At 70.9% G+C, this 26110-nt stretch carries 27 protein-coding genes; 10 read left to right on the top strand and 17 right to left on the bottom strand.

Annotated elements, in window-relative coordinates; genetic code table 11:
* Positions 1 to 37: 37 nt before the first annotated feature.
* The 7 genes from AC07EJ_RS01395 to AC07EJ_RS01365 form a co-directional block, all read right to left on the bottom strand.
* Positions 38 to 1321, bottom strand: a complete 1284-nt coding sequence (locus tag AC07EJ_RS01395) for a polysaccharide deacetylase family protein (RefSeq protein ID WP_478883490.1) — start codon at positions 1319 to 1321, stop codon at positions 38 to 40.
* 202 nt (positions 1322 to 1523) lie between these two features.
* A complete protein-coding gene (locus AC07EJ_RS01390) occupies positions 1524 to 2864 on the bottom strand; it encodes an FAD-binding oxidoreductase (RefSeq protein WP_478883489.1) in 1341 nt (446 codons plus the stop codon).
* Between the two features lie 112 nt (positions 2865 to 2976).
* Positions 2977 to 3429: an ATP-binding protein gene (locus AC07EJ_RS01385; RefSeq protein ID WP_389478844.1), complete on the bottom strand. Its 453-nt coding sequence runs from the start codon at positions 3427 to 3429 to the stop codon at positions 2977 to 2979.
* Between the two features lie 143 nt (positions 3430 to 3572).
* Complete coding sequence (locus AC07EJ_RS01380) at positions 3573 to 3944, bottom strand: peptidase inhibitor family I36 protein (RefSeq protein WP_389478915.1); 372 nt, start codon at positions 3942 to 3944, stop codon at positions 3573 to 3575.
* A 2-nt stretch (positions 3945 to 3946) separates the two neighbouring features.
* Positions 3947 to 4546, bottom strand: coding sequence for a hypothetical protein (locus tag AC07EJ_RS01375; protein ID WP_478883488.1), 600 nt, complete (start codon positions 4544 to 4546; stop codon positions 3947 to 3949).
* A gap of 7 nt (positions 4547 to 4553) precedes the next feature.
* On the bottom strand, positions 4554 to 4946 hold the full coding sequence (locus tag AC07EJ_RS01370) for a hypothetical protein (RefSeq protein WP_478883487.1): 393 nt from the start codon (positions 4944 to 4946) through the stop codon (positions 4554 to 4556).
* A gap of 117 nt (positions 4947 to 5063) precedes the next feature.
* The gene (locus AC07EJ_RS01365) at positions 5064 to 5480 is read right to left on the bottom strand and encodes a hypothetical protein (protein WP_389478840.1); all 417 of its coding nucleotides are present in this window, start codon (positions 5478 to 5480) and stop codon (positions 5064 to 5066) included.
* Between the two features lie 270 nt (positions 5481 to 5750).
* Between AC07EJ_RS01365 and AC07EJ_RS01360 the strand changes: the two genes are divergently transcribed.
* Positions 5751 to 6260 (top strand): mycothiol transferase, encoded by a 510-nt coding sequence (locus AC07EJ_RS01360; protein WP_389478839.1) that lies wholly within the window; start codon positions 5751 to 5753, stop codon positions 6258 to 6260.
* 373 nt (positions 6261 to 6633) lie between these two features.
* Positions 6634 to 8301, top strand: coding sequence for a chitinase (locus AC07EJ_RS01355; RefSeq protein ID WP_389478913.1), 1668 nt, complete (start codon positions 6634 to 6636; stop codon positions 8299 to 8301).
* Positions 8302 to 8327: 26 nt separating this feature from the next.
* Here AC07EJ_RS01355 and AC07EJ_RS01350 read toward each other — a convergent pair whose 3' ends face one another.
* The 4 genes from AC07EJ_RS01350 to AC07EJ_RS01335 form a co-directional block, all read right to left on the bottom strand.
* The gene (locus tag AC07EJ_RS01350; RefSeq protein ID WP_393581207.1) at positions 8328 to 8561 is read right to left on the bottom strand and encodes a hypothetical protein; all 234 of its coding nucleotides are present in this window, start codon (positions 8559 to 8561) and stop codon (positions 8328 to 8330) included.
* A 26-nt stretch (positions 8562 to 8587) separates the two neighbouring features.
* Positions 8588 to 9244 carry a TNT domain-containing protein gene (locus AC07EJ_RS01345; protein ID WP_478883486.1) on the bottom strand — a complete coding sequence of 219 codons (657 nt, stop codon included), beginning with the start codon at positions 9242 to 9244 and terminating at the stop codon, positions 8588 to 8590.
* A gap of 206 nt (positions 9245 to 9450) precedes the next feature.
* Entirely contained in the window at positions 9451 to 9891 is a 441-nt protein-coding gene (locus AC07EJ_RS01340; RefSeq protein ID WP_478883485.1) for an OsmC family protein, read from the bottom strand.
* 123 nt (positions 9892 to 10014) lie between these two features.
* Positions 10015 to 10488, bottom strand: a complete 474-nt coding sequence (locus AC07EJ_RS01335; protein WP_389478835.1) for a cupin domain-containing protein — start codon at positions 10486 to 10488, stop codon at positions 10015 to 10017.
* Positions 10489 to 10610: 122 nt separating this feature from the next.
* Between AC07EJ_RS01335 and AC07EJ_RS01330 the strand changes: the two genes are divergently transcribed.
* Positions 10611 to 11366, top strand: a complete 756-nt coding sequence (locus AC07EJ_RS01330) for a Clp protease N-terminal domain-containing protein (protein WP_478883484.1) — start codon at positions 10611 to 10613, stop codon at positions 11364 to 11366.
* 97 nt (positions 11367 to 11463) lie between these two features.
* The gene (gene pgm, locus AC07EJ_RS01325; protein ID WP_478883483.1) at positions 11464 to 13092 is read left to right on the top strand and encodes a phosphoglucomutase (alpha-D-glucose-1,6-bisphosphate-dependent); all 1629 of its coding nucleotides are present in this window, start codon (positions 11464 to 11466) and stop codon (positions 13090 to 13092) included.
* A 68-nt stretch (positions 13093 to 13160) separates the two neighbouring features.
* Here the strand turns inward: pgm and AC07EJ_RS01320 are convergent, their stop codons facing one another.
* Positions 13161 to 13850, bottom strand: coding sequence for a phosphonatase-like hydrolase (locus tag AC07EJ_RS01320; protein ID WP_478883482.1), 690 nt, complete (start codon positions 13848 to 13850; stop codon positions 13161 to 13163).
* On the bottom strand, positions 13843 to 14616 hold the full coding sequence (locus tag AC07EJ_RS01315; RefSeq protein WP_389478830.1) for a GntR family transcriptional regulator: 774 nt from the start codon (positions 14614 to 14616) through the stop codon (positions 13843 to 13845). The genes AC07EJ_RS01320 and AC07EJ_RS01315 overlap by 8 nt, the downstream gene beginning before the upstream one ends.
* Before the next feature lie 178 nt (positions 14617 to 14794).
* On the opposite strand from AC07EJ_RS01315, the gene AC07EJ_RS01310 reads away from it, so the two are divergent.
* Together AC07EJ_RS01310 and asnB are read left to right on the top strand one after the other, a co-directional pair.
* Positions 14795 to 15979: a TIGR03364 family FAD-dependent oxidoreductase gene (locus tag AC07EJ_RS01310; RefSeq protein ID WP_478883481.1), complete on the top strand. Its 1185-nt coding sequence runs from the start codon at positions 14795 to 14797 to the stop codon at positions 15977 to 15979.
* Positions 15980 to 16255: 276 nt separating this feature from the next.
* On the top strand, positions 16256 to 18097 hold the full coding sequence (gene asnB / locus AC07EJ_RS01305) for an asparagine synthase (glutamine-hydrolyzing) (protein ID WP_478883480.1): 1842 nt from the start codon (positions 16256 to 16258) through the stop codon (positions 18095 to 18097).
* A 78-nt stretch (positions 18098 to 18175) separates the two neighbouring features.
* Here asnB and AC07EJ_RS01300 read toward each other — a convergent pair whose 3' ends face one another.
* Positions 18176 to 21352, bottom strand: coding sequence for a cytochrome P450 (locus tag AC07EJ_RS01300; RefSeq protein WP_478883479.1), 3177 nt, complete (start codon positions 21350 to 21352; stop codon positions 18176 to 18178).
* 211 nt (positions 21353 to 21563) lie between these two features.
* Here AC07EJ_RS01300 and AC07EJ_RS01295 point away from each other — a divergent pair, with 211 nt between their 5' ends.
* Complete coding sequence (locus tag AC07EJ_RS01295) at positions 21564 to 22196, top strand: LuxR C-terminal-related transcriptional regulator (protein ID WP_389478826.1); 633 nt, start codon at positions 21564 to 21566, stop codon at positions 22194 to 22196.
* Positions 22197 to 22206: 10 nt separating this feature from the next.
* On the opposite strand, the gene AC07EJ_RS01290 is transcribed toward AC07EJ_RS01295, so the two are convergent.
* Together AC07EJ_RS01290 and AC07EJ_RS01285 are read right to left on the bottom strand one after the other, a co-directional pair.
* Positions 22207 to 22749 (bottom strand): SRPBCC family protein, encoded by a 543-nt coding sequence (locus tag AC07EJ_RS01290; protein ID WP_389478825.1) that lies wholly within the window; start codon positions 22747 to 22749, stop codon positions 22207 to 22209.
* 5 nt (positions 22750 to 22754) lie between these two features.
* On the bottom strand, positions 22755 to 23093 hold the full coding sequence (locus tag AC07EJ_RS01285) for an ArsR/SmtB family transcription factor (RefSeq protein ID WP_227299171.1): 339 nt from the start codon (positions 23091 to 23093) through the stop codon (positions 22755 to 22757).
* Positions 23094 to 23297: 204 nt separating this feature from the next.
* Here AC07EJ_RS01285 and AC07EJ_RS01280 point away from each other — a divergent pair, with 204 nt between their 5' ends.
* Complete coding sequence (locus AC07EJ_RS01280; RefSeq protein WP_389478824.1) at positions 23298 to 24479, top strand: dihydrofolate reductase family protein; 1182 nt, start codon at positions 23298 to 23300, stop codon at positions 24477 to 24479.
* Positions 24480 to 24555: 76 nt separating this feature from the next.
* Positions 24556 to 24996: an SPW repeat protein gene (locus AC07EJ_RS01275; protein WP_389478823.1), complete on the top strand. Its 441-nt coding sequence runs from the start codon at positions 24556 to 24558 to the stop codon at positions 24994 to 24996.
* A gap of 252 nt (positions 24997 to 25248) precedes the next feature.
* Here AC07EJ_RS01275 and AC07EJ_RS01270 read toward each other — a convergent pair whose 3' ends face one another.
* On the bottom strand, positions 25249 to 25479 hold the full coding sequence (locus AC07EJ_RS01270) for a hypothetical protein (protein WP_478883478.1): 231 nt from the start codon (positions 25477 to 25479) through the stop codon (positions 25249 to 25251).
* 112 nt (positions 25480 to 25591) lie between these two features.
* Between AC07EJ_RS01270 and AC07EJ_RS01265 the strand changes: the two genes are divergently transcribed.
* Entirely contained in the window at positions 25592 to 26062 is a 471-nt protein-coding gene (locus AC07EJ_RS01265) for a protein-tyrosine phosphatase family protein (protein ID WP_478883477.1), read from the top strand.
* The last annotated feature ends 48 nt before the right edge of the window (positions 26063 to 26110 follow it).

Below are 26110 nucleotides of genomic sequence, written 5' to 3'. Positions count from 1 at the left end.
GTACGCGTGTCCAGGCACGGCCGCGTGCGGCGCGTGTCTAGGCGCGGCTGCGTGCGGCGCGCGTGGGTGCCGCGACCGCGTCGCCGAGGAACTGCGACCAGCCACCCGCGGGCGCCTCTCCGACCTCCAGCGAACGGAGCCGGTCGAGCACCTGCGGATCCTGGGCGTCCAGCCAGTCGACGAACTGCCGGAAGGAGACGAGGCGTACGTCCTTCTTGTCGGCGATCTCCTTGAAGGCGGCCTCGACGGCGTCCATGTAGATCCCGCCGTTCCAGTCCTCGAAGTGGTTGCCGATGAAGAACGGCGCCCGGTTCGTCTCGTACGCCCTGTTGAAGCCCGCGAGGTACGACTCGGTGGCCTGCTGGCGCCAGCCCGCGTAGTTGTAGGACGGCGCTCGCGTGGAGTTCTTCGACTGGTTGGCCAGGATGTTGTAGTCCATCGAGAGGACCTCGAAGGTGTGGCCGGGGAACGGGATGCCTTGGAGCGGCAGGTCCCACAGGCCCAGCCGCTTTTCGGGCCAGCGCTGGACGCCCCCGGGCGACGAGGCGTCGTAGCGCCAGCCGAGCTCGCGGGCGGTGGGCAGCAGGTTGTCCTGGCCGAGCAGGCAGGGCGTGCGGCCGCCGATGAGTTCCTTGTCGTAGTCGAACGGCAGGGGGTCGTCGTCGTGCCAACCCGTGTTCGTACGCCAGGTCTTGATGAACGAGCTCGCCTGCTCGATCTCGATACGCCACTGCGCGGGCGTCCAGTTGGCCACTGACCCGGAGCCGGCGCAGAAGTGGCCGTTGAAGTGCGTGCCGATCTCGTGGCCGTCGAGCCAGGCCTGCCGCGTGTACTTCAGCGTCTCCTTGAGGTGCGCGTCGGTGAGGTACCCGATGTCGGAGGCGCCGACGAGGTTGTTCGGCGGGTCGTAGAGCCGCTTCTTCGACTCGGGCAGGAGGTACAGGCCCGACAGGAAGAACGTCATGCGGGCACCGTGGTTCTCGGCCAGTTCGAGGAAGCGCGGGAAGAAACCCTTGCCGACCTCGCCCGCACCGTCCCAGGAGAAGATCACGAACTGCGGTGGCGTCTGGCCGGGTTCAAGGGGGACGGGCGTCTCGGGCTGCTTCGGCTGCTCGCCGGTGTACGCCGTCGAACCGTCACCGATCAACTGGGGCGCGATCTTCTTGTCCGGGCGGGCGCCCCGGTCGGGTTGGCGGCCGGGCCCCGCGGGCGGGCGGGCCGTGTTCTTGTCCGACCCGCATCCGGCAAGGCCGACGGCAGCGGCACCCAGGCCGATCCCGATTCCCAGACCCACGGCTCCTCGGCGGCTGATCTCACTCATCGGCATCCCAACCCGCGTCCGCGAGGAACGCGTTGCGCAGCCCCCTGACAACACACGCACCGTAAGTCGGATAAGCATACAAATGGTTCATTTAGGTCGGCGCGCCGGGCAAAACGCCGCTCAAAGCGCCCGCAGGACCGCCGCCTGCGATGGGATATTCCGGCCGTCGGGGACCTGGTCGTCGGGGACCCTGGTCGTCGGGTCAGCCCGCGTCGGGGTCGCCGACGACCTTCCCCGGGTTGAACAGGTCCAGCGGGTCAAGGGTGTTCTTCACCGCGCGCTGCACCGCGCAGACCTCGGGACCGAGTTCCTGTCGCATGCCGCCTCGCTTGAGCAGGCCGACGCCGTGCTCCCCGGTGACGGTGCCGCCCGCGGCGACCGCGGCGCCGAGCAGCTCCTCGAACGCGGCCTGCGCAGCGCGGCGGGCCTCGGCGTCACCGGGCGGGGTGATCAGCAGCGGGTGGAGGTTGCCGTCGCCGGCGTGCGCGATGGTCGCGATCCGCACCCCGTGCCGCTGTCCGATCTCCTCGACGGTGGCGAGCATGGCGGGCACGGCCGAGCGCGGTACGCAGATGTCCTCGGTCAGCACGGGTCCCAGGCGTTCGAGCGCCGGGTAGGCGAGCCTGCGGACGTCGAACAGGGCCTCGGCCTCGACGGCGTCGGTGGACTGTTCGGCCCAGAGCGCCCCCGCCTCCGCGAACGCCTCGGCGACCGCCGCCGCCTCCGCCGCGCCCGCGTCGCCCGGCGCGTCGATCCGCGCCAGGAGCAGCGCGGCGGCGCCGGGTTCGATCCCGAGGTGCTTCCAGTCCTCGACGGCCTGCATGCAGTGACGGTCGAGGAGTTCAAGGGCGGCGGGCTGGAGGCCCCGCCGGGTGGTGAGCGCGACGGCGGCGCCCGCCGCGACGAGGCCGTCGAAGGCGCCGACGACGGTGCGGGGTTCCGCGGCGGGGGCGGGTCGAAGGCGCAGCGTGATCTCGGTGATCACTCCGAACGTGCCTTCCGAGCCGACGAACAGGCCGGTCAGGTCGTAGCCGCTGACACCCTTCGTGGTGCGCCGGCCGAACCGGACACGGGTGCCGTACGCGCCCGCGGGCCCGCCCATCACCGCTTCGAGCCCGAGCACGTAGTCACGGGTGACGCCGTACTTGAGGCAGCACAGGCCGCCGGCGTTGGTGGAGACATTGCCGCCGATGGTCGACCAGGGGGCGCTGGCGGGGTCCGGCGGGTACCAGAGGCCGTGCTCGGCGACGGCCGCCTTCAGTTCGTTGTTGACGACGCCGGGCTGTACGACGGCGATGAGGTTCTCGGGGTCGATCTCCAGGATGCGGTTCATCCGCGAGAGGTCGAGGACCAGGCAGCCGTCGGTGGCGTTGGCGCCGCCCGAGAGCCCGGTGCCGGCGCCGCGGGTCACGACGGGTACGGACAGTGCGGCACAGGCGCGCACCACCTGCTGGACTTCGTCGGCGTCCGTCACCCGGACCGCCGCGAGCGCTCGACCGACGGGCGCCCATTCCGCGTCGTCGTGGCTGAGCCCGGACAGCACGTCGCCGTCCTCGATCAGCGCGAGGCCTGGCAGTGCCTTGGCCAGGTCGTTCAGGAGCTCGCGGTCGGGTGCCGTGTCGATGTCGTCGTCTCCTCGCGCGAGAACCGTTCGATTACGGTCGCAGTCTAAAGACGGCCTTGATCCACTTCCCGACCGGTACCCGCTCCACGATGACCTCGGTGGCGAGGGCGTGGACTATCTCGAGCCCGTGCCCGCCGATGCGCGCGGGATCCCTGACGAAGAGACGGGGCACGGCGGCGCTGCTGTCGTAGACGGTGACGGCCACCTCGTCCCGCGAACCCTCGAGATCGAGGACGTACGGTCCGTGGCTGTGGCGGTCCGCGTTGGTGACGAGCTCGCTGACCAGGAGCAGCAGATCACCGCGGGACCTGGCGTCGATCAGGGCGCACCACTCGGACCGCAGCTGCTCGAGGAACACCTCGGCGAAGGCGCGTGCGTCGGCGATGCAGCCCGGCTCTCCGGTGTACTGCGTCGCCCGGCGCAGCGGCTCGACGGGGTCGGCAGCACCGGTCGGCATCAAGACTCCGTCCAGGTACTCGGTCATACGGTTCTCACAATGGGATCGGTCGGCACAGTAACTTCCCTGCAGACCTCCTGATACCCAGTGGCGCGTGCGGCAGTCATATCCGGTCGGAAGGGGCGGCGTGGGACTCCGCCCCCTCCGGTCCGGTCACGCGGTGTGTGAGGTCAACAGCTCATTTTCCACGTGTGCGAGTCGCCGCTGTCGTTGCCCCAGCTGTCGGAGGAGATCTCCTGGCCCGGGGCGAGGCAGACGGTGCCGAGACCGACGAGGCCCGGGTTCTCGTAGACCTGTACGTGGTCCTTGATGCCGGGGCCCGAAATGCCATGGTTCGCCCAGGAAGAGTCCTGATCCTGGATGGGGTCCTCCCAGTCGTGGTCGTCGCCGGACCAGTTGGTGCGCTGGCCGCCGAAGTCCGCGTCCGTCCAGGCGCAGAACTGGCCGCTGGGGCACGAGGCGCCGAAGGCGGAGGACGAGGTGGCGACGGCGCCGCCGAAGGCGAGGGCGACGGCCGCGAGGAGCGCGGCGGAGTTCTTGATGATCACTGTGCTTCTTTCTGCTGATGTTGTTGTTGCTGTTTCTGCTGCTGTTCTTGCTGCTGACGTTGCTGACGGGTGAGGAGGTCGGTCGCGCGGGTCAGGGCGTGTTCCCGAAGGCGCTGCCAGTCGGCGACTTCGGTGCGGTGTCCGGCCCGGACCGAGGCGAGGCTGGTCTTGCGGTAGGCGGCTTCGGGCTTGAGGTTGTTGACGACGGTCGACACCTGGAACCAGCGGCGCTGATCGCCGTAGAGGGCGCGCTGCGCCGAGGCCAGGCAGCCGTCGGTGTGGGCGCGCACCGAGTATCCGGTCGGCAGTTTCAGGGAGAGTTCCGTGCGTCCGGCGCCGAAGAGGGCGTCGGCCAGGTGTTCCTCCTGGGCCTGGGTGCCGGGCCGTCTGCCGGGGCGCGGCGGGGTGAGTCCCTGCGCGGTGAGGCAGCGGTCGGTCAGGAGCTGGGTGGCGGCCTTGACGGTGTCGTCCGGGGAGAGCGCCGGCCCGTGGTCAGGGGCCGCGCAGCCGGTGACGAGCAGCCCGACCAGGGACAGTGGGCAGAGCACGGTGAGCGCCAGGAGCGGGCGCGCCCGTCGCCGCGGTCGGCGGGTCATCGGCGGATCAGCCCGCTTCGCAACCCATCTTGTTGTCACTGACGCCGTCGAACTTGGTGGCCCACGCCTCCCAGTTCTCGTCGTAGTCGTCCTTGCGGATCTCGCGGTAAAGGCAGCTGTTTCCCGGTCCGTAGCTGATCGCGTAGACCGTCCCGTCGACGCGGGAGTCGAAGGAGTAGGCGTGGCGCTGGGTGCCGTTCTCGGCCTCGGCGTAGCCGGGTGGCGCGTAACACCAGGCCTGGCCGTGCTGTCCCGGCTCGGTCCAGAAGCAGACCTGTCCGGGGCCTGCGGCGTGTACGGAACCGGTCGGCGCGGTGGCGACGGCGGTCGGGGCGGCGAGGGTCAGCGCGGCGGCGACGCCGACGAGAGCGGTGGTGAGCAAGGTGGTGCTGCGGTGCATTCGAGCGGCTCCGAAAGTGTGGTGACGACGCTGTACATGACCACAGTCCCCCGGCATTTGCGCAGGTAAGCGCGGCGCCACCCGTACCGGCTACTAGTCATACAGGTGCCGCGTCGATCATGGGTGAGGCACGAGCGCGGGCCTGGACGCGCGGGTGCGCTGCATGCGCAAGGCGTCGACGGACTCGGCGAGGAACTCGTATTCCGTGGTGTCGTCACGGGTGATCAGCCGCACGAGTTTTCCGTCGGCGAGTTCCTCGGCGACTTGTTCCTGCCGTTCGATATCGCCGCACCAGTCGCGCAGCGCCCCGGGCACATCGGGGACGGTGTCGGCGACCGGGGCAATGGCGTGTTCAGGGAAATGCGGATCGCCGGGGCGCGGATCGAGCCGTTCGGCTATCCAGGAAGCGCGGTCTCGCAGCCACCACATCGCCAGCGGCAGAGTGGGCGCACGATACGTTCCGAGCGGTACGCCGACGCGCTGACCTCCGCAGATTCCGTATGCGGTGACATGGCACAGGAATTCCTCGTGCACGCTCTCCCCCGTCGCCTCGCTCGCTGCCCTGTGGGCCTCACTTTCATTCCGTGCGGTGTGCGTGATCTGTGCGGGTGTGCCGGGTCGGGCCGGCGGAATGATCTATTGGTCGGGCATCATTCAACTTCCTCAGAAGACGAGTATCGACACTTCCGACGCGCTGTCACCATGCCTTTCTGGCCAGTCTCCTGGCATATTCAGGGCCCTGAATGGCCGGAATGGAACGGGTGCGTGGGTGTGAAATCCCCGCCACCGAGGAAGCAGCACGTCATGCACTCCAAGGACGTTCTCTCCGACGCGTTCGGACGGATCCACGAAACGGTTCACTCGGCAGTGGAAGATCTTTCCGCCGAAGAACTCAACACCCGTCTCAATGACGACTCGAACTCGATCGCGTGGCTGATCTGGCACCTTTCACGCGTGCAGGACGATCACATCTCCGACGCCTTCCACACCGATCAGGTCTGGCTCGCCGACGGCTGGGCCGACCGCCTCGATCTCGCTCTGCCGCCCTCCGACACGGGGTACGGCCACAGCGAGAAACAGGTGGCCAAGGTGCAGGTCCCGTCGGCCGACGTGCTGCTCGGCTACTTCGACGCCGTGCACGCGCGCACCCTCGCCCACCTGGCAGAACTGACCGATGCGGACCTGGACCAGGTGATCGACGACACCTGGTCGCCGCCGGTCACACTGGGCGTGCGGCTGGTGAGCGTCATCTCGGACGATCTTCAGCATTCCGGGCAGGCCGCCTACGTGCGCGGGATTCTCGAGCGCCTCTGAACCCGGCGCGCGCCCCGTGTGAATCAGGCACACCCAGTCACTGTGTTCGCACGCTTCCAGCCATCGGAACGACGCAGTCCACTACGAGGGGAAACCCCGCACAGGATTGACGACTCCTGCGCGGAGGGGCCACCGGCCACTCCCTACCCACGCCCAGGCCGGCGGCCCCGTACCCACACTCCCCGACATCAGCCCACAAGCCGCCCCTCGAGCCGGACCGCCCGAACCACGCCGGGGCGCGCCCCGGCGTGGTTGAGGTCTTGACAACTCGATTGGTCTGGACCAACTTTGGGTCCTGCAGCGGTGGCCACCGTTCACTCCCGCCCCCTTCACTCCCCACCGGAGGCAGCAAGTGGACCGTGCACGCAGATGGATCGAGGGCGCGCTGGCCGTCACCGCGGCCGCGGCGCTCGGCGTCACCGCTCTGGCGACCACGGCGCACGCCGCGGACATCAACGTCGCCAAGAACGCCGGATTCGAATCGGACCTGAACAACTGGACGTGCTCCGCCGGCACCGGTTCCGTGGTCGGCTCCCCCGTGCACGGCGGCGCCCGGGCGCTCCAGGGCACACCCACCGCACAGGACACCGCCCAGTGTTCCCAGGCCGTCGCGGTCAAGCCCAACTCGACGTACACGCTGAGCTCTTGGGTCCAGGGCAGTTACGTGTACCTGGGCGCGAGCGGCACCGGCACCACCGATGTGTCGACCTGGACGCCGGGGTCCTCCAGCTGGCAGCAGCTGACCACCACCTTCACCACCGGCGCGAACACGACGTCCGTGACGGTCTACACGCACGGCTGGTACGGGCAGGGCGCGTATTACGCCGACGACGTGAGCGTGCTCGGTCCGGACGGCGGCGGTGGCGGCGGCGATCCCGTGGTCATTCCGGCAGTCCCCGCCGGACTCGCGGCCGGCACCGCGACCTCCTCCTCGGTCGACCTCTCCTGGAACCCGGTCTCCGGCGCCACCGGCTACAACGTGTACCGCGACGGCTCCAAGGTCGCCTCCGTCAGCGGCGCGTCCGCCACCGTCACCGGGCTCGCCGCCGCCACCTCGTACAGCTTCCAGGTCAGCGCGACCAACTCGGCGGGTGAGTCAGCGAAGTCGGCGGCCGTCACCACGCGGACCACGACCTCCGGCGGGGGCGGCGGCGGGACCGTGCCCAAGCACGCGGTGACCGGCTACTGGCAGAACTTCAACAACGGCGCCACCGTGCAGAAGCTGCGTGACGTCCCCTCGCAGTACGACATCATCGCGGTGTCCTTCGCCGACGCGACGAGCACCCCCGGGCAGATCTCCTTCACGCTCGACCCCGCCGTCGGATACACGTCGGCCGCCGACTTCAAGGCCGACATCGCAGCGAAGCAGTCCGCGGGCAAGTCCGTGATCCTCTCGGTCGGCGGCGAGAAGGGCAGCGTCTCCGTGAACAGCGACGCGTCGGCCGCCGCGTTCGCCGACAGCGCCTATTCCCTGATGCAGCAGTACGGGTTCGACGGCGTCGACATCGACCTCGAGAACGGCCTCAACTCCACCTACATGTCGAAGGCCCTGCACCAGCTCTCCGCGAAGGCGGGCGCGAAGCTGGTCCTCACGATGGCGCCGCAGACCATCGACATGCAGTCGACGTCCGGCGAATACTTCAAGACGGCGCTGAACGTGAAGGACATCCTCACCGTCGTCAACACCCAGTTCTACAACAGTGGTTCGATGCTGGGCTGCGACGGCAAGGTCTACAGCCAGGGCTCGGTCGACTTCCTGACCGCGCTCGCCTGCATCCAGCTGGAGGGCGGTCTCGATCCGTCCCAGGTCGGGCTCGGCGTACCGGCGTCGACGCGTGGCGCGGGCAGCGGCTACGTGGACCCGTCGGTCGTCAACAACGCGCTCGACTGCCTGACGCGCGGCACCGGCTGTGGCTCCTTCAAGCCCGCGAAGACCTACCCGGGACTGCGCGGCGCGATGACCTGGTCCACGAACTGGGACGCGACGGCGGGCAACGCCTGGTCCAACGCCGTCGGCCCGAAGGTGCATTCACTGCCGTAAGCACGCGGTGGCGCGCAGGGCGGCACTCAGTTCAGCAGCTGCCACAGGTGGGCGCAGGCGGCGTCCTCCGTGGGATGCCGCGCGATCGTCTCGTGGGTGCCGCGCTCGTACGCCCCGGTCTCCCAGCCCCCGCCGGGCTCCTCGCGCAGATAGAGGAAGTCGGTGGGGGTGGGGGACGGTTCGTGGACGCCCTCGATCCAGTAGTGGGTCGGGGGCACGGCGGCCTGGCGCAGAGCGCGCTCCAGTGCGTGCCGGTCCACGAGCCGTCCTCCCGTCTCGATCGTGCTTACGCAGGCTCGAGGTAGTCGTGCCCCAGGAGCCACTTCACGTTGAGGCGCTGTCCCTCACCGGGGTTGAGGAACACCTGGTCGAGCTTGATCTGCCGGCCGCCGCCGGGCTGCTCGAACCAGGGCGCGATCGGGCCCTGCCACACGAAGAACGGCTTGGCGACCTCGTAGACGTGATAGTCGCACGCGTAGGCGGGCTCACGGGTGTTGAGGTTCTGCGGCGGCAGCGCCCGCTTCTTGTACGCGTCCCCGGCGGGTGCCAGATAGGAGCCGTACTCCGAGCCGAACCGGTCGAGGGTCTGCCCGGGCCGCAGCTCGGTGGGGCGGCGGTCGACCTGGCCGTTGGTCTCGGTGAATCCGTCGTTCGGCGGGTACTTCCAGCTGCCGGAGTCCGCCGACCCCTCCCAGTATTTCTTCAGGAACGCCTTCGGGCTGAGGGAGCCGGTGCGGTGATAGGCCTTCAGGAGCGGGCCGACCGGGGCCTGCCACTTCTTGGGCAGGTACTTCGGGCCGAGCCGGGCGTCGCCCTGGAACTCGCCCGTGCAGGGCTCGTGCGCGGCGGCCGCGGGCGCGGTCTCCGCCGCTGCCGCGGACGGCGGCACGGTGAGCGCCATCGCCGCTCCCAGGGCGGCCAGGACCAGACGTAGGGACTTCACGCAGTCGTCTCCTCGATGCTTCGACGGATCACCAGGTCCGCATGCGCAGAGTGACCACGCGGACACTCAGGGAGACTACGACGATCTTCGGGTGCGGGGACGACATCCGGCCATCGCGCCGCTCACCACAATTCGAAGACGGATTACCGCACTTCGGAGGCGGGCCACCGCACGTCGAAGGCGGGTCAAGGCGCCTTGACGGCGAGTCAGCCCGCCATGAAGACGAGCGTGCCGTCCGGGAGCCGCGCCTCGATCCGGGCGCCGTGTTCCACGGTCCGGCTGACGGTGCAGTATTTCTCGTGGGTCAGGCGCACACCGCGGGCGAACGCGTCGGCGGTGTGCTCGTCACCCTCGGGCAGCTCCAGTTCGTAGCTGACGCGGACCGCGCCGACGCGGCCGTCGTCCTCGGGGCGTGACACGGACTCCACGACGATGCGCAGCCCGTCGTGTTCGACGGTGCGGGCGGTGCGGTCGGTGACGAGGCCGCCGCAGCCGCCGAGCGCGGCGAGGAGGAGTTCGACCGGGGCGAACGACGGCTGCACGTCGGGGTCTTCGGCGGCGCCGATGCGGACCTCGGCGCCGCGGTCGTTGCGTGCGGTCCAGTCGCGGAAGCCGTTGCGGACGGTCTCGATGCGGTAGTCGGCCATGTCGGGTGGTTCTCCCTCGCTGCGGTCGCCCGGTCCTGCTCGTCCCCGGCACCGTACGGGCGAGGGGGCGTGGGGCGGCGCAGGCCGGACCGTCCGGCGGAGATGAACGCCCGCTCGGTCGCGTCAGGGGGTGGGCAGGTGTTCGCCGCAGCGGGCGCAGTACGCCGCCGCGGGGTCCTCGGAGACCCGGTCGCAGGCGGGGCAGATCCGGCTGAGCAGGCAGGCGGGTTCGCCGCCCTCGCGGGCCGGCATCCGCGCGATGGTCAGGCCGGGGCGCCTGCGGTGGGCGGTGAGGTAGGCGAGGCCGTCGGGGCCGGCCGTCACGGAGCGCCGTTCACCGCGCGGGACGAACACCAGGGCGCCGGGGGCGAGTTGTTCCTGCTCGTCGGCGTGCCGGAGTGATCCGTCGCCTTCGAGGACGACGAGGAGAACGTCGAGATCCGGCTCGACGTGCTCGGCGACGACGGCGCCGGGCCGCAACCGGACGAGGTTGGCGTCGAGCTGCCGCGCCGCGCCGTCGAGCTTCCAGAGGGCGCCCGTCCGGGACGCGTCCGCCGTGCGCAGCACGTCCGCAAGGTGGACTCGGGCCGACGGCATGTCTCTCCTCATTCAGCGGTTGGTACGTCGTGGACTGCGCAGCCTACGGCGTGAGCGAGTACGCCTCCAGCCGCTGTCAACCGTAGGTTGACAGTCCCTCACTGTCAACCTACGGTTGTCACATGACGGAATCTGCGGAGCCAGTAGGCCTCACCACGCCCGTACGCCTCGACGACCTGATCGACGCCATCAAGAAAGTCCACACCGACGCACTCGACCAGCTCTCCGACGCCGTGATCGCCGCGGATCACCTCGGCGATGTCGCGGACCATCTGATCGGCCACTTCGTGGACCAGGCCCGCCGCTCCGGGGCGTCCTGGACCGATATCGGCAGGAGCATGGGGGTCACCCGCCAGGCCGCCCAGAAGAGGTTCGTGCCCAAGGCCTCCGGCGAGGGCGGTGAGCTCGACCCCAGCTCGGGCTTCGGCCGCTACACCCCGTGGGCGCGCAACGTCGTGATGTCCGCGCAGAACGAGGCCCAGGCCGCCGGCAACGACGAGATCCGGCCCGAACACCTCATGCTCGGCCTCCTCGCCGAGCCCGAGGGGCTCGGAGCGCAGGCCATCCGGGCTCAGGGCGTACTCCTGGACACCGTCCGGCAGAACGCCACGGCCACGCTGCCCCCGGCCGTCTCCGACGTGCCCGGCCTCGTCAAGTTCGACGCGAACGCGAAGAAGGCCCTGGAGCTGACTTTCCGCGAGGCGCTGCGCCTGGGCCACAACTACATCGGTACGGAGCACATCCTGCTGGCCCTCCTCGAGCAGGAGAACGGCTCGGGCACCCTCGCCGAGTCCGGCATCGACAAGGCCGCCTCCGAGGCGCACATCACGGACACCTTGGCTGAGATCGTCAAGGAGCGGGCGAAGCGGCAGTCCTGACGGGCCGTCCGCCGGTCGGGGGTCCCGGGCGTTCACGGCGCTTCGGGACACCTGCGCCGTCCTGCGTCGCGCGCGGCCCTGATGGGAGAATGCCCCCATGACTGAGCGCGCAGGAACCCAGGCCAGGCCGGAGGATCTCGTCGACATCGACGAACTCGTCGACGCGTATTTCACCAAGGTCCCCGATATGGACCGCCCCGAGCAGCGCGTCGTCTTCGGCACGAGCGGGCACCGCGGCTCCAGCCTGGACGGCGCGTTCAACGAACGGCACATCGCGGCGATCACGCAGGCCATCGTCGAGTACCGCGCGGCCGAGGGCATCACGGGCCCGCTGTTCATCGGACCCGACACCCACGCCCTCTCGCGCCCCGCGCTCGACACGGCACTCAGCGTCCTCGCGGCGAACGGTGTACGTGTCTTCGCCGACATCCACGACAGCTACGTGCCGACCCCTGCGCTCAGCCACGCCATCCTGCGCTGGAACAGCACCGCGCCCGACGAGCTCGGGCAGGCGGACGGCATCGTCATCACGCCGAGCCACAACCCGCCGCGCGACGGCGGCTTCAAGTACAACCCGCCGCACGGCGGCCCCGCCGACTCCACGGCGACCTCCTGGATCGCGCGCCGCGCCAACGAACTGCTCGCCGACGGCAACCGGGACGTGCGCACCACGAAGGACGTGGCTCCGGAGGCGTACGACTTCCGTGAGCGCTACGTCGAGGAGCTGAGCTCCGTCATCGACACCGACGCCATCCGGGCCTCCGGGCTGCGCATCGGCGCCGACCCGCTCGGCGGGGCGAGTGTGCACTACTGGGCGCGGATCGGCGAGATGTACGGGCTCGACCTGACGGTGGTCAACCCCGAGGTGGATCCGGCCTGGCGGTTCATGACGCTCGACTGGGACGGCAAGATCCGGATGGATCCCTCGTCGGCCCCCGCAATGGCGTCCGTCCTCGCGAAGCGGCACGACTACGACCTGCTGACGGGCAACGACGCGGACGCCGACCGGCACGGCATCGTCACGCCCGACGCCGGGCTCATGAATCCGAACCACTATCTCGCCGTCGCGATCCACTACTTGGTCACGCACCGCACCGGCTGGCGGGCCGACGCCGCGATCGGCAAGACGCTGGTGTCGAGCGCCGTGATCGACCGGATCGTCGCGTCGCTCGGCCGCGAGCTGCTCGAAGTCCCCGTCGGATTCAAGTGGTTCGTGCCGGGACTCGTCGACGGGTCGGTCGCCTTCGGCGGTGAGGAGAGCGCGGGCGCGAGCTTCGTCCGCAAGGACGGCGGCGTCTGGACGACCGACAAGGACGGCATCCTCCTCGCGCTGCTCGCGGCCGAGATCACCGCGGTGACCGGGAAGACCCCCTCGGAGTATTACGCCGAACTCGCCGCGGAGCACGGCTCGTCCTCGTACGCGCGCGTGGACGCGAAGGCGACCAAGCAGCAGAAGGCCCGACTCGCCGAGCTCAGTGGCGACGCGATCACCGCGGACACCCTCGCGGGCGAGCCCATCACCGCACGGCTCAGCCACGCGCCGGGCAACGGCGCCGCGATCGGCGGCGTCAAGGTCACCACGGAGAACGCCTGGTTCGCCGCCCGGCCGAGCGGCACGGAGGACGTGTACAAGATCTACGCCGAGTCGTTCCGCGGCCCCGAGCACCTGGCCCAGGTGCAGACGGAGGCGCAGTCGATCGTGGACGCGGCGCTGGCGGAGGACTGACGGGACGTGGGCGGGAGCGCGCGGGTCCGTTGCCCGAGCGCTGCCGCCCACGTCTGTGCGCTGTACGACTACTCCGCGGCCGTCGCCTCCGCGAGGCCCGGCACCTCGGCGACGCTGTCCAGCACGTAGGTGTGCGGGTGCGCTTCGAACTCGGTGCGCGAGAGCTGGCCGGTGAGGACGCCGACGACGACGCCCGCGCCCGCGTGCTGCCCGGCCTGGAGGTCGACCGCGGTGTCGCCCGCGACGAGCACCTTGCGGACGTCCACGACACCGGTCTTCTCCATCGCCCGGTGGATCATGTACGGGGCGGGGCGGCCGCGGACGACCTCGTCGGCGGTGACGACCGCGTCGAGGTTGCCGCCCTCGTCCGTGGACCAGCCGAGCGAGGCGAGCAGCGGCAGGGCGACGTCCGAGCTGAACCCGGTGGTCAGGGCGACCTTGATGCCCCGGGCGCGCAGTTCGGCGAGGGCCTTGTCCGCCTGGGCTATGGGCTGCGGCGGGACCGCTGCGTAGCGCTGCTTCAGGAACGCGCGGAAGACCCCGTACTGCCGCTCGACCAGCTCCGCGTCACAGGTACCACCGCCGAGGCGGACCAGGGCGTCGATGGCCTCGCGCTTGTCGGTGCCCATCCACGTCTGGAGGTCCTGCGGGTCGACCGTCACGCCGGTGGACTCGACGGCGTGGCGCAGCGCCTCGTACACCGCGCCGTGCTCGTCGATCGTCGTGCCTGCCATGTCGAAGACGGCGAGTTCAATCACTGGGGCTCTCCTCGTCAGTGCGGTACCGGCCGACGACGGTGTGTCCCTCGGCGGTGTTCTCGATGGTGAAGTTGGCGAGTGTGGGCAGATAGCGGTCGTCCGCGTACTCCAGGGGCACGCCGTCCCGCGAGAACGCCAACCGCCTTACGCGCAGCAGGGGTTCGCCCGGTTCGATGCCGAGGAGCGAGGCGTCCTGTGTGTCGGCGGCGATGGCGTCGATGGTGTGGCGGGCGTGGTGCAGGTCGACATCGCGCCCGCACAGGGCCTCGTAGATCGAGCCCGCGTCGGGGTCCATGTCGAACAGGTGCCGACCGACGTGGAGGACGAACGTGGAGCGCTCGACCATGACCGGCACGCCGTCCAGGTGGCGCAGCCGGACCAGGTCGACCACGGGCTCGCCCTCGTCGAGGCCGAGCCGTGCGGCGGCCTCCGGGGAGGCCCGGCGGCGGGCGACCTCGACGGTCAGCTGCCCCGGCTCACGGCCGATCGATCTCGCCCACTGCGTGAACGACATGAGCGATGCGAAGGGCTGCGACGGGGCCGCCCGCCGGGCCACGGGCGGCTTGCCCCGGCCACCGACGAGATGCCCGTCCGACCGCAGTATGGACAAGGCCTGCCTGACCGGCCCGCGGGAGGTCCCGAACTCTTCGCAGAGCTGGGATTCGCTCGGGACCGGCTCGCCCTCCGGCCACTCACCGGACTCGATACGCCGCAGGAACTCGGCGCCGAGCTGCTCGTGGAGTGGCACACCCTTACTTGTCTTCACAAGATGACTATCGCAGCTCGACCCGCCACTCCTCAAGGCCCGCACGTGGCTGGAAGGGGGCCGCGCGATGACGTTTCGGGGTCGTTCGGCCCGCTCCGGGGCACGGAAGGTAAACAGACGGAAAACTTGTACACACAAGTCTTGCCCCTGGGGACCCGGACCTCGCACGCTGCAATCCATGAGCTTCACGACAGCGTCCCCCTCCGCCCCTTCACCCGCCGCCGACCTGCCCCGCGGCCGCAGCGACCTGGTCATCGTCGGTGCCGGGGTGGTCGGCCTTGCCCACGCCTTCGAGGCCGCCCGGCGCGGCCTGACCGTCACGGTCATCGAGCGGGACTGGCAGCCCGTAGGGGCTTCGGTGCGCAACTTCGGGCACTGCTGCATCACGGCACAGCGAGGCGACCTGCTGGAACTCGCCTACCGCTCGCGGGCGGGGTGGCTCGAGGCCGCGAAGAGCTCGGGCCTGTGGGCCAAGGAGGCCGGCGCCCTCGTGGTGGCGAGGTCGGAGGCGGAGCTGGCGGTCCTGGAGGAGCTGCGCGAGGAGCGCGGCGCGGACACCGTGCGGATGCGCAGCCGCGAGGAGGTCGCAGGTGAGCTCGGCCGGGGCGCCGACGCCGGCGACATCGTGGGCGGCGCCTTCCTCCCCGACGACCTGCGCGTCAACCCCCGAGAGGCCGCCCCGGACCTGGCCGCGTGGCTGTCCATACAGCCCAACGTCACCGTGGTGTGGGGCACGAACGTGAACGGCGTCGAGGAAGGCACCGTCCACACCGGCCGCGGCCCGGTCCACGGCGACCGGATCCTCGTCTGCGTGGGCCACGACCTGGACCGCCTGTACCCCACGGCGGCGGAGGAGCACGGCATCGAGCGCTGCCGGCTCACCATGGCGCGCGTCGCGGCGCCGGACGCCTTCCGCACGGACGCGGCGATCCTGACCGCCACGTCCATGCTGCGCTACGACGCCTTCACCGCCATGCCGTCGGGTCCCCGGCTGCGCGAGGAAGTCATCGGCCACAGCCCCGAGCTGCTCGACATCGTCGCGAACGTCATGTTCACCCGCCTGCCCGACGGAACGGTCCTGGTCGGGGACTCCCACGCCTACGGCCGGACCACGATCCCCTTCGAGGACGAGCCGACGGCACAGCTGCTGCTCGACTCGGCGGCCAAGGTCCTCGGCGCGGGCGACCTGCGGGTGAAGGAACGCTGGCAGGGCGTCTACGCGAGCAGCGGCCGCGGCCCCCTCCTGGTCCGCGACATGGCACCCGGAGTACGGGCCATCTCTGTCACCTCGGGTATCGGCATGACGCTCTCGTTCGGCCTCGCCGCCGCGACGTTCGACGAGTCCCTGGCCGCGACGGCCTGAGCACCACGGGGGTCCGGTCGGGGTTGATCAAGTTTTTGCCCTTGGCCGGATCGCGCCCGTCGGGCCGGCCCACGTTCCCGCAACGACCCGCGAGCCGCCGGGATTTGCGATGGGGATCGTTCCGCCCGGTCACGCAAAGTGCGGCCGAAACCATCGGGTCAGACCCCTCCGTCGGGTTAACGGCGCGTTGACCGTACACAGTGCCATGTCACATGCTCGACATATAGGTGCTGAATACAACTGGTACGGCGCCAGAACGGCATGCAGGAGGAACGTATGTGTGGCATCACCGGCTGGATCTCCTTCGACCGCGACCTGCGCGCTTCTGCCGACACATTGGATGCGATGACGCAGACGATGGAGTGCCGCGGCCCCGATGACCGCGGCACGTGGACCGATGGGCCCGCGGCGCTCGGCCACCGCAGGCTCGCGATCATCGACCTGCCGGGCGGGCGTCAGCCGATGACCGCCGAGACACCGCGCGGCACCGTGGCGCTCGTGTACTCCGGTGAGACGTACAACTACACGGAACTCCGGAGCGAACTGACCGGACGCGGTCACAGCTTCGCCACCGACTCCGACACCGAGGTCGTGCTGCGCGGCTACCTGGAGTGGGGCGAGGGGCTGGCCGAGCGCCTCAACGGCATGTACGCGTTCGCCGTCTGGGACGGCCGCGAGAACAAGCTCGTGATGATCAGGGACCGCATGGGCATCAAGCCCTTCTATTTCTACGAGACTCCGGACGGCGTCCTGTTCGGGTCCGAGCCCAAGGCGATCCTCGCCAATCCGCTCGCGAAGTCGCGGGTGACCCTCGACGGCCTGCGGGAGCTCTTCACCATGGTGAAGACGCCTGGCCACGCGATCTGGGACGGAATGCACGAGGTGGAGCCGGGCACCATCGTGACCGTCGACCGCAGCGGACTGCGGCAACAGGCGTACTGGACGCTGGAGACCCGCCCGCACACCGACGACCGCGACACGTCGATCGCGACCGTGCGCTCGCTCCTCGACGACATCGTGCGCCGCCAGCTCGTCTCCGACGTGCCGCGCTGCACGCTGCTGTCCGGCGGTCTCGACTCCTCCGCCATGACGGCGATCGCGGCGCGGCAGCTCGGTGAACAGGGCGAGACCGTACGCAGTTTCGCCGTGGACTTCGTGGGCCAGACGGAGAACTTCGTCGCCGACGAGATGCGCGGCACACCGGACACCCCGTTCGTGCACGACGTGGCGAAGGCCGCCGGCACCGTCCACCGCGACATCGTCCTCGACTCGAATGCGCTGGCCGACCCGGAGGTCCGGGCCCGGGTGATCCGGGCCCGTGACATCCCCGCGGGCTTCGGCGACATGGACGCGTCGCTCTATCTGCTGTTCCGGGCGATCAGGGAGCACTCGACGGTCGCCCTGTCGGGCGAGTCCGCGGACGAGGTGTTCGGCGGCTACCTCCAGTTCTTCGACGAAGAGGCGCGCAACGCCGACACGTACCCGTGGCTGGTGCGCATGGCCCAGCACATGGGCGACGACGCCGACGTCCTGCGCGGCGACCTGGCCGGCTCCCTCGACCTCGACGGATACGTCCGCGACAGCTACGCGGGCGCCGTGCGCGGTATCCAACGCCTGGACGACGAGAGCGACTTCGAGTACCGGATGCGCAAGATGTGCCATCTGCACCTGACCCGGTTCGTGCGGGTCCTGCTCGACCGCAAGGACCGCGCGAGCATGGCCGTCGGCCTGGAGGTGCGGGTCCCGTTCTGCGACCACCGCCTCGTCGAGTACGTGTACAACACGCCCTGGTCACTGAAGTCGTTCGACGGCCGGGAGAAGAGCCTGCTGCGGGAGGCGACCGCGGACCTGCTGCCGAAGTCGGTGTACGACCGGGTGAAGAGCCCGTATCCGTCGACGCAGGACCCGAAGTACGCCGTCGCTCTCCAGAACCACGCCAAGGACCTGCTCTCCAGGCCCTCGCACCGGGTGTTCGACCTGGTCGACCGGAAGCGGGTGGCGCAGGCCGCGCACCGTGACGCGCCGCAGATCGGCCAGGCGTCGCGGCGCGGGCTCGAACGCACGCTGGACCTCGCGCTCTGGCTCGATCTGTACAGCCCGGAGCTGGTCCTTTCCTGAGCCTGGTCCGCCCCGGTGGCGGCGTGCGGCACGAGCCGTACGCCGCCACCGGGGCGCGGCGCCACCTGCGCGGAGCACTCAGCCCGCGTAGACGTCCTCCACGTAGCGTCCGTCCGCGACCAGACCGGCGAGCCAGCGTTCGGCGGCCTCTTCGTCGGCTCCCGGTGTGCGGTCCCGGAACAGGGCGCGGAACGCGTCGCGCACGCCGGGCGCCATCCGGGCCCCGTCACCGCAGACGTAGACGCGCGCCCCGGATCCGAGCAGCGCCCACAGTTCGTCGGCCTCGGCGGACACGCGGTGCTGGACGAAGGCGTGGCCCGCCTCGGGCGCCTCGCTGAAGACGGGGCGCAGGGAGACGGCGCCCGCGGCCTCGGCGGCGCGCAGTTCGTCGGCGTGCAGGAAGTCACCTCGGGGGTGGTCGCAGCCGAAGTAGCACAGGGCGGGTGCGAGCGGGGTGCCGGCGGCGAGCAGGGCGCCACGGTCGGCGATGGCGCCGCGGAAGGGGGCGAGGCCCGTTCCCGCGGCGATCATGACGACGGGGGTCTCCGAGTCGTTCGGGACGCGGAAGACCTCTCGGCACGGCTGGACGCGCGCGAGCACCGTGTCACCGGGCCGCAGTCCGGCCAGGTACGTCGATCCGGTGCCCCGGAACCGGCCGCGGCCCGAGCGGGCCGGGGCGTCGAGGACGGACACCATGAGGTCGGCGTGCGCGGGGCTCTGCTCGGCGCTCGACGAGATCGAGTAGTGCCGGGGCTTCAGCGGCGGCAGCAGGTCGAGGAGCTGCGGCCAGGTCAGCGCGCCGCGCAGGGCGGGGTGGTCCTCCACGAGTTCGACGAGCGTGCGGGCATCGTCGGCGAGCGCCGCGAGCGCCGCGAGCGCCGCCTTCTCGGGAGGGCAGGGGTTGGCCTCGGCGAGCAGTGCCACCTGGGCCGGGGTGGGGACGTGCCCCAACTCGACGTGGAACGTGAGCAGTTCACTGACCGTCAGTGGCCGGTCGAGCGCGAGCCCGTCGCGGCGTGGGCGCCGGGCCCTGATGTCGAGGACGGTGCCCAGATCGACACCGAACGCGGCGGCCGCCCGTTCGACGAGCGCGGGATCCTGCGCGGGCAGAACGGTGAGATGGTCCCCCGTGCGGTACGTGACGCCCTCGGGCAGCGCGAGTCGCACGAAACGCTTGGTGCGCGGGTGGTCGGGCGCGGTCAGGGAGCTCGCCTCGGTGACGGTGAACGGGACGAGCCCGTGCCGGGCGGCCGCGGCGTCGAGGGGCCTGCCGCCGATCTCCCGGATCTCGTACGCGTCCTCGGGCTCCGCGGCCTCGGCCGGAGCCGCGTCGGGGTCCCCGTACTGGGTCAGGAGCGCGGCGCGCAGCCCGGTCGTGAACGTGCGGACGGTGGCGTTGAGGTCGCCGGAGGCGTCGGCCGCGGCGCGCTCGCACAGGCGGGTGCCGCCGAGCGCGTCGAGCCGTTCGTCGATGCGGGTCGGGACGTGCTGGTAGGTGGCGGCCCAGTTGCGGTCGCCCACGCCGAGGACCGCGTACGTGACGTCGTGCGCGGCGCCGTCCTGCGCAGCGTCGAGCCAGGCGGCGAACTCGGCCGCGTCGTCGGTGGGCCGACCGTTGTAGGAGGCCGCGACCACGACGACGGGGCGGTCGGTGGGCAGTGCTCCCGCATGGGTGTCGAGCGGTGCGACGGCCGTGTCGCAGCCCAGCGCGGCGACGTCGTCGGCGAGCTGCTCGGCGAGGCCGCGGCAGGTCCCGTAGTTGCTGCCGTGCAGGAACAGGACCCCGGTGCCGGGCCGCACCCGGGCGGGCAGCGTGTCCGGTGCGGCCGTCCGCTCCTCGACGGGCGCGTGGCCGGGCAGGGCCGGGTGGTGGCGGTCGGCCGAGGTGCGCGGAACAAGCGTGAGGGTGAAGCCCTCGGGCTTGAGCGTCAGGGTCTCCTTGACCGTGAGCTCGTAGTCGCCTTGGTCGACGAGCCGGTAGCGATGCACCAGGAGTGCCAGCAGCATCGTCGCCTCGTGGAGCGCGAACTGCCGCCCGATGCAGGCGCGTTCACCGGTGCCGAACGGCTTGAAGGCGTGCGGCGAGCGCGCGGCCTCCGCCTCGGGCGTGAACCGGGAGGGGTCGAACAGCTCCGGGTTGTCGCCCCACACGGGCTGCCGGTGCAGCATCGGCGTCAGGACGGTGACCGCCTGCCCGGCACGCAACGGGATGCGCCCGCCGAGGAGCGTGTCCTCGCGCGCGTGCCGGCTGAACGCCGCGGCGGTCGGCCACAGGCGCAGCGCCTCGTTCAGCACCTGGCGCGTGTAGGTGAGCCGGCCGACCTCGTCGAAGGTGGGCTCGGGGTCGGCCGCGTCCCCGAAGAGGGCGTCGGCCTCACGGCGTACGAGGTCGAGTACGGCCGGGTGCTTGGCCAGGTAGTACAGGGCGAAGGACATCGCGCCGGAGGTGGTCTCGTGGCCCGCGATGAGGAAGGTGATGACCTGGTTGCGGATGTTCGCCGTGTCGAGCGCGCTGCCGTCGGGGTGGCGGGCGGTGAGCATCAGGCCGAGCAGGTCGTCCCCTTCGGGTGCGTCGGTGCGCGCCGCGATGACTTCGTCGACCACCTGCGCCAGATAGTCCGCGTCGGCCTTGAACGCGGCGTCGGCGGCCGAGTGGTCGGTGCCGGGTGTGCGGGCCAGGCGCTTCATCGACCATTCGAGGCAGCGGACCATGGCCTCCACGAAGGGGTGCGGCTCGGAGCCCTCGAAGGACCCGAAGTCGTAGCCGAAGCCCGCGAGTCCGATGGTGTCGAGGGTCATCCGCGTCATGTCGCCCGGTACGTCCACGGGGCTGCCCGCGTGTGCGGCGCGGTCCCAGGACTCGATGAGGCGGCGGGACACCTGGTACATCACGGGGTGATAGGTCCGCATGGAGCCCAGGGCGAAGGCCGGCATGAGGATGTCGTGGGCGCGGGCCCAGTTCGGTTCGTCGTTGTAGGCGGTGAAGAGGCCGTCGGCGGTGAAGGCGCGGACGTTCTCCAGCGCGGGGCCCACGTGCTTGGCGAAGCGGGTCTCGTCGGCGAGTTCGGTGACGAGGTCGAGGTCGCTGACGAAGAGGGCGTCGCGGCCGTGCAGCCTGCGTACGAGTGCGGGTCCGTGGCGGCGGGACAGCTCCATGGCCTGCTGGAGGGGCGCGGGTCCCGGGCCCGTGGCGGTGATGTCGATGAGCGGAAGGCCGTCGGTGGGGGCCGGCGGGAGCAGCGCGGAGTCGGGCATGGGGGCGGCAACTGCCTTTCGCGGTACGGAGTTCGGTGCCTGTCCAGCTTGATCCCGTGGCCCCGCCGGGCCGGGCCGCCGCACTACATGATTGTGTAGTGACCTGCGGCGCGCCGCGCTTGCGCCGACCGGCCGGACGTGACATAGGACCAGCCGTGACGTAGGTCCGGCCGTGCCCAGGGTCCGACCGCGACATGGAAAGGGGTGCGCGATGGACGGGGTGCTGTGGCGCAACCGCGCGATGCTGCTCTTCGACCGGATCCCGATGCCCGTTGCGGTGTGTGGACCACGCGGGACGATCATGCTGGCGAACGCGGCCATGGCCGCCGAGTGCGACACCACCCCCGGCCGCCTGAAGGGCCGGGACATCCTGCACCTGTTCCGCCCGCGGGACGAGTCGCAGCTCCACCGGATCGCCGAGGCGCTGCGCCTGCGGCGGCGCTCCCGCTATCAGGTCTCGGTCACCTGGGAGACGCCGGACGGGGCCCTGCGGGAGGGCGAGCTGACCGTGGATCCGGTCAGCGACACCGTCGAGCGGACGCCGGATCTGCTCGTCATGCTGCGGCTCGTCGGCGAACGCCCGACCGCGCCCGACCGGCCACGGGCGACGGCCGACGCGGCCGAGTCGCGCATCCTGGAGCTCCTGGCCGCCGGTGCCACCACGGCGCAGGCGGCCCGCGACACAGGCCTGACCACGGACGGCGTCAACTACCACCTGCGGCGCCTGTCTCAGCGGTGGGGCGCGACGAACCGTACGGCACTGGTCGCGCGCGCCTACGCGTCGGGCGTGCTGCTGCCCGGGGTATGGCCGCCGCGCGCCGCCGCGCCGGGCGACCGCGCGTGAAGGACGGGGCCTACGCCTCGTCCATGCCCGGGACCGGCGCACCCGAGGGCAGTCCGGCCTCGACGTAGGCGTCGTAGTGGGCCTTCCACGGGGCGAGCGTTCCCGCATGCGGGCCGTCGAAGCTCTCGTCGCGGTCGGCCGCGTCCAGAGCGGCGAGGCAGACCTCCCAGCCCGCGGCGTTGCGGGCCGCGGTGTCGGCGGCCTCCAGGACGTTGGTCAGCGTGAAGCGGGTGCGACCCTCGTCGAGCTCCTCCAGGTCGAAGTGGAGTTCGTCGCCGCCCCAGCTGAAGGAGAGGTGGCGCGGGGCGTCCACGGCGAGGACGCGGCCGGTCGATTCGGGCATGTTCGGGTCGCCGTGGAAACGGATCACGCCGCCGGGGCGCAGCTCGATCTCGACCTGGGAGGGGAACCAGTGCGCGAGCTCGGCGGGGTCGGTGACGTACCGCCAGACCCGCTCGATCGTGTGGTCGTACGTGCGGGTGAAGCGGATGGCGGGGCGGCCGTCGTCGAGCGGGGCGTAGCTGCCGGTGGGTGCGGGGTGCGGGGTGGTCATGGCCTTCAGTCCTTCGCTGGTTCGTCGTCCTCGGGGGCGTGGGCGTCGAGGCGGCGCCCGAGTGCGTCGAGGCGGTCGTTCCACAGGCGCCGGTAGGGCTCGAGCCAGGCGTCGAGCTCGGCGACGGGTCCGGGTCGCAGGCGGTAGACGCGGCGCTGGGCTTCCTGTTCGACGTCGACCAGGCCCGCCTCGCGCAGTACCCGCAGGTGCTTCGAGGTGCTGGGCTGGCTCAGACCGCACGCCTCGACGATCTCACCGACGGGCCGCGGACGCTCGAGCAGCAGCGCGACGATGGCGCGGCGGTGCGGGTCGGCGAGTGCGGTCCAGACGGCGGATGCGGGCATGACTTCAATATGCCGCATCGATTATATGCCGGTCAAGGCATGCAGGGTCTGCGCGCACGTCGTCCGCACTGCGGTCGATGAGACCGCGATGACGACTTGACGACTCCTTCGGCCGCGGCAGCTCCCGGATAGTGTTCAAAGGTTGAAGCAGCACAGCCAGTTCTTGCCCCGTCGCCCTCCTCGCTTCTCGGACCCGGAGCCCCCATGTCCCAGCCGTCCCGCCCGTCCCGCCCCTACGTCTTGCTCTCCGCGGCCGTCTCGCTCGACGGCTGCCTCGACGACGCGGGACCCGAGCGCCTGCTCCTGTCCAACGCCGAGGACTTCGACCGGGTCGACGCGGTGCGCGCCTCGTGCGACGCGATCCTCGTGGGGGCGGGCACTCTGCGGGCCGACCGGCCGCGGCTCCTGGTCAAGTCCGCGCAGCGGCGCGCCGACCGGGTGGCCGCAGGGCTTTCCGCCTACCCCTTGAAAGTGGCGGTGACCTCGTCGGGCGACCTGGACGCCGGGGACCCGTTCTGGACGACGGGCGGCGACAAGGTCGTCTACACGACCGACGCCGGGGCGGTACTCGCGCGGGAGCGGCTCGGCCCGCTCGCCGAAGTGGTCGCCCTCGGGAACACCGTCGACTGGGCGGGTCTGCTCGACGACCTGTCCGCCGCGCACGGTGTGCGGCGCCTGATGGTGGAAGGGGGCGCCCGGGTCCACACCCAGCTGCTCCAGCGGGGCATGGCCGACGAGGTGCAGTTGGCGGTGGCACCGCTCGTCGTGGGCGAACCGGACGCGCCCCGGCTCTTCGGACCCGGCGCGTACCCCGGCGGCAGCCGGCACCGGATGCGACTCCTGGAGACCCGGCCGGTCGGCGACGTGGTGCTGATGCGGTACGCGCCCTGCGCGCCCGGCACCGACGACTCCCCCACCGCGGCCGACCGGCACTGGCTCGCCCTCGCCTGCGCCCTCGCCGCGGACTGCCCGCCTTCCGAAACGGCGTTCAGCGTCGGCGCGGTGATCGTCACGAGTGACGGCACGGAGCTGGCACGCGGGCACTCGCGCGAGGACGGAGACCCGGTCGTGCACGCCGAGGAGGCCGCGCTCGCCAAGATCGACCCGGCGGATCCCCGGCTGCGGACCGCCACCGTCTACAGCAGCCTCGAACCCTGTGCCCGCCGCGCGTCACGGCCCAAGCCCTGTGCCCGGCTCATCCTCGACGCGGGCGCGCGGCGCGTGGTGACGGCCTGGCGCGAGCCCGACACCTTCGTGACGGGCGCCGACGGCATCGGAATCCTGGAGGGCGCGGGCGTGACCGTCGCGGAGATCCCGGACCTCGCCGAGGCGGCGATTCGCCCCAATCGGCACCTCTTTCCCACCACGAGTACACATAAGGAATGAATAAGCGCAGAATGAGGGTGCGTGGCAGTCCGCCGCGCGACGCGGTCAGACTTCGATACCTAAGGAGTCGATTCTCATGGCCGACCTTCACCACAGGCCTGACCTCTCCAGTCACCCTGACATCTCGGAAATGCGGGACCGGTACGCGCGCGTACTCGGTGGCCGCGATGTGGCGCTCATGGACGCACCGGTCTTCCTGATCGGTCTCTACTGCGCCATCTCTCCCTTGGTGGTCCACTACAGTGCCAGCCAGCCCCAGCTCGCGACCCATAACCTGATCATGGGCATCGCGATCGCGGTCCTGGCCATCGGGTTCGCCGTCACCCCGACCCGGATGTACGGCCTCAGCTGGGCCATGTGCGCCATGGGCGCCTGGATGATCATCGCGCCGTGGATCGTGGGCTCCAGCCCCGACCTCGGCGTCATCCTCAACAACGTGATCATCGGTGGTCTCATCTTCGTGCTCGGCCTCCTGTGCGCGAGCCTGTCGATGAAGAGCAACCGGGCAACGAAGTAGGCAACGCGGCCCCGGAAGAGTCGGCCCATCCAACAGAATCGGGAGTCACTGACGGCCCGGGAGCACACACATCGCTCCCGGGCCGTCGCCGCTCCAGCGTGACGAGGGCGATACCCGCGCACGCGGCGGCCGGCAGCGCGGCCTCGGTGGCTCCCGGAGCACCCGCCGTGCCCAGGGCCCAGTCGCCGATCCGCACCGTGAACGGCACGGCGAGCTGGACGGCGGCGGTGAAAACGGGCCCCTTGAGCAGGATCAGCCGGTGCTGCACCAGATAGGCGGGGGCGTACGCGGCGCGCCCGAGGAGCGCGATGCCCGCTCGACGAGGGCGCCCGACATGAGCCAGGTCCCCGCGAGCAGCACCACAAGCACCGTCGCGAGCAGTGGCACGAGCGCGCGCCCGGCCGGCGCGAGGCGCCGCTTCTCCGTCACGCGTACGGCCTCCGTAGCTGAGTCGTGGTCATGCGTCCGCGGAGTCGTGGTCATGCGTCCGCCGAGTCTGACACCGCCCGGCGATCAAGTCGCTGGATTTCGGGAGACGGTGGCTCGTCCTGGACATGATGGAGACCGGACTGTTCGCCGATGGGGTGGAGCGCAGATGAACGAGTTCGATTCCGGGCCGCCGTCCGGGGCGAGCGCCGGTAGTCCGTGGGAGGCAGGCGTCGCCGGTGTGCTGCTGCTGCCCTCCGGACGGACGGTGCGCGGGCGCGGTCTGCGCCGCCCGCTCCCGCCGGGCCCCTCTCCCTCGTACGCGGTACACCTTCTCGGCCGGCGGCCGCCCGACGTCCCGTGGGAGTCGCGGTGGTTGCGGTGGCCCGACTTCCGGCTGCCGAGCAGCCGCGAGGAGGCCCGGGAGGTGTTCGCGGAAGCGTGGGAGCGGGCCGCCGGGGAGCGGGTCGAGTTCGCGTGCGGCGGTGGCCGCGGGCGGACCGGGACGGCCCTCGCCTGCCTGGCCGTCCTGGACGGCGTACCGGCCGACCGCGCCGTGGAGTTCGTCCGCCGGAACTACGACGCGCACGCCGTGGAAACTCCCTGGCAGAAGCGGTACGTGAGGCACTTCGCCGGCTGACCCCACTCGCGGGAACCGGCGGGTCGCCGCGCGGCGCCGGCCGGGCCG

Source organism: Streptomyces sp. NPDC045026, from assembly GCF_056432625.1.
Note: the sequence above shows the minus strand (reverse complement) of the source record. Positions and strands in the feature narration are given on the sequence as shown.